The following is a 2,392-nucleotide window of genomic DNA, read 5'->3' as shown; positions in this document are numbered from 1 at the left end:
GACACTCTATCCAGTTGCGCTAAGGGTGCATTTAATATACATTTATATTATAGATAATTTAATAAAAATAAGCAATAAAATTATCACTTATGCTGATTGCCAGAATCGAACTGGCGACCTTCTCTTTACGAGGGAGATGCTCTACCAACTGAGCTAAATCAGCTTAATAAAAGAAGTATAGCAAAAAAACAATCTACTGGCAATTGTAAAATTATGAGTGATATGAGGTGTATTTATGGGATATTTTTATTTGGCAATTGCAATTATTGGAGAATTAATTGGGACTACTCTTTTAAAGATGTCACAAGGTTTTAGTAAATGGGGAATCGGAATAGTGGCATTGATAGCATATGTCATTTGTTTCTATTTCTTCAGTAAGAGTTTAAAAATAATTGATTTAGGAGTTGCTTATGCTATTTGGTCGGGAGTAGGGATAGTTATTACTACAATAATTGGAATAATAATATGGAAAGAAAAGGTAAATCTAATTACAATTTTAGCTATAACGATGATAATTATCGGGATTATGTTGTTAAATTTGATGTCTGCAAGTAACTAATTATGAAATAAATGCTTAACTTTTGTAACTTTTGTAATTTTAATCTTCTAAAGGATGAATAAAACAGTATTTAGTATTACAAATATTTCAAATTGTAATATTTGACGTAATTTTTTTAATAATCTATCTATAGCTGTGTAACTTTTCTGAAATATTAGCCTGCTAGTATATATCATGTCAATTGAATGACAGACGAAATTTTGACAGACGAGAAAAGTTATTATTAAGGAGAGATTATTCTTGAAAAATACAAAGTCTATCAGATTAAATTCATTATTTACGAAATTTATGGCGGTTGCAGCAGTTACTTTAACTGGTGTAATGGCAACTAACTTGAAATCAAATACTGCACACGCTGCAACTATTGTTAACAATGATACTGATGTAGTTACTGTAAATTATGTTCCTGGATATGGAATTGCTGTTTGGAATAATCCAGATAATCCTCATTTTACTGGTCAGAGATTAGCACATGGTACTTCTTGGAAGGTTATCCAAACTGTATACTCTTCAACTGGTGAAAAGTGGTATGACTTGGGGTTAAATCAATGGGTTCCTGCTAAATATGTTGTAAGTGGCTATAACAAGTCTACTTCTAACAACTCAGTTGCAACTGTTGCACAATCAAGTGCACAGCCTCAAAGTACAGTATCTTCAAATACTCAAACTCAAGCAGTATCCGCTAACTCAAGTTCTTCAAATGCTTACAATTCAGCATCATCTGCAGCAAACACAACTAGTTCATATACTGCAACTACAACTTCAACTAGTTCATACACTTCAACTGCAACTGGTTCTGAAGCAGATGCTAAAGCTTGGATTGCAAATAAAGAATCTAGTGGTTCTTACACTGCACAAAACGGTCAATACTATGGTAAATACCAACTTTCAATTAGTTATTTAAATGGTGATTTATCAGCTTCAAACCAAGAAAAAGTTGCTGATAACTACGTATACAGTCGTTACGGCTCATGGACTGCTGCTAAGGCATTCTGGTTAGCAAACGGTTGGTACTAAGATTTTGAATTTATTCTGAACAAAAATAAAAAAGGACTCAATAATGAGTCCTTTTTCTTTTTGCAATAAAAATATGATACTATTTATGAATGTAATAGGTTAACAGGAGAATAATATGAGCAAGACAATTTATTTAGTCCGCCATGGGCAGACTTTTTTTAATTATTATCACAAAGTTCAAGGAAGAGTAGATTCCCCATTAACTGTTTTAGGTCAGATGCAAGCAAAGGTTACAGGAGATTTCTTTAGGAAAAAAGGAATTAAATTTGATAAGGCATTTTGTTCAACGCAAGAACGAGCATGTGATACTTTAGAATTTATTACTCAAAAGAGCATTCCATATGAAAGATTAAAAGATATGCGTGAGAAATGGTATGGAATTTATGAAGGTCAAGATGAAGTAACTTTGCCTTGGAATCATGGGAGTGGTGTTGTAGATCCAAATATGGAAGCTGATTTTTTAGCAATTGAAAGAATGAAGAGGGCTATTGAATATATTAAAAATCAGCTTTCAGATGGTGAAATCGCTATTGCAGTTGGACATGGAGCAATTTTAGGGATGTATGTAAGAGATATGTTTCCTAAGACTAACTTTCACTTTGAAAATTGTGGTGTAGTTAAATTGATTTTTAATGGTGATGAAATAGAATTCGGTGGTAGCTACTGGCCAGCTAAAGACCTGAAATAACAGAAAAATTCAACTTTTTTAATTTTTTTGTTGACGAAAAAAGAATTATTGGGTATTATATTATTTGTTGAGCAACAAGTAAAAGCTCACAAAGGAATGGGTTATAGCCAAGTGGTAAGGCAACGGTT

3 protein-coding genes and 1 tRNA gene are annotated in these 2,392 nt (G+C 32.3%); 3 read left to right on the top strand and 1 reads right to left on the bottom strand.

All coding sequences use genetic code 11. From position 1 onward, the window contains the following. Positions 1 to 90 precede the first annotated feature (90 nt). A tRNA-Thr gene (locus FC45_RS07355) sits at positions 91 to 163 on the bottom strand. Positions 164 to 235: 72 nt separating this feature from the next. On the opposite strand from FC45_RS07355, the gene FC45_RS07350 reads away from it, so the two are divergent. From FC45_RS07350 to FC45_RS07340, 3 genes are all read left to right on the top strand, one after another. Continuing rightward, entirely contained in the window at positions 236 to 559 is a 324-nt protein-coding gene (locus FC45_RS07350) for a DMT family transporter (protein ID WP_006585653.1), read from the top strand. Positions 560 to 799: 240 nt separating this feature from the next. Further along, positions 800 to 1,576: an aggregation-promoting factor gene (gene apf / locus FC45_RS07345; protein ID WP_021351463.1), complete on the top strand. Its 777-nt coding sequence runs from the start codon at positions 800 to 802 to the stop codon at positions 1,574 to 1,576. A gap of 115 nt (positions 1,577 to 1,691) precedes the next feature. Continuing rightward, on the top strand, positions 1,692 to 2,264 hold the full coding sequence (locus FC45_RS07340; RefSeq protein WP_006588122.1) for a histidine phosphatase family protein: 573 nt from the start codon (positions 1,692 to 1,694) through the stop codon (positions 2,262 to 2,264). Positions 2,265 to 2,392 lie beyond the last annotated feature (128 nt).

The sequence above is a fragment of the Lactobacillus jensenii DSM 20557 genome (assembly GCF_001436455.1).
GTDB lineage: Bacteria > Bacillota > Bacilli > Lactobacillales > Lactobacillaceae > Lactobacillus > Lactobacillus jensenii.
Note: the sequence above shows the minus strand (reverse complement) of the source record. Positions and strands in the feature narration are given on the sequence as shown.

Bases quoted from the DNA above. Each gene is read 5' to 3' on its own strand.
- FC45_RS07350 (WP_006585653.1), top strand. From the start codon at position 236: ATGGGATATTTTTATTTGGCAATTGCAATTATTGGAGAATTAATTGGG.
- FC45_RS07340 (WP_006588122.1), top strand. From the start codon at position 1,692: ATGAGCAAGACAATTTATTTAGTCCGCCATGGGCAGACTTTTTTTAAT.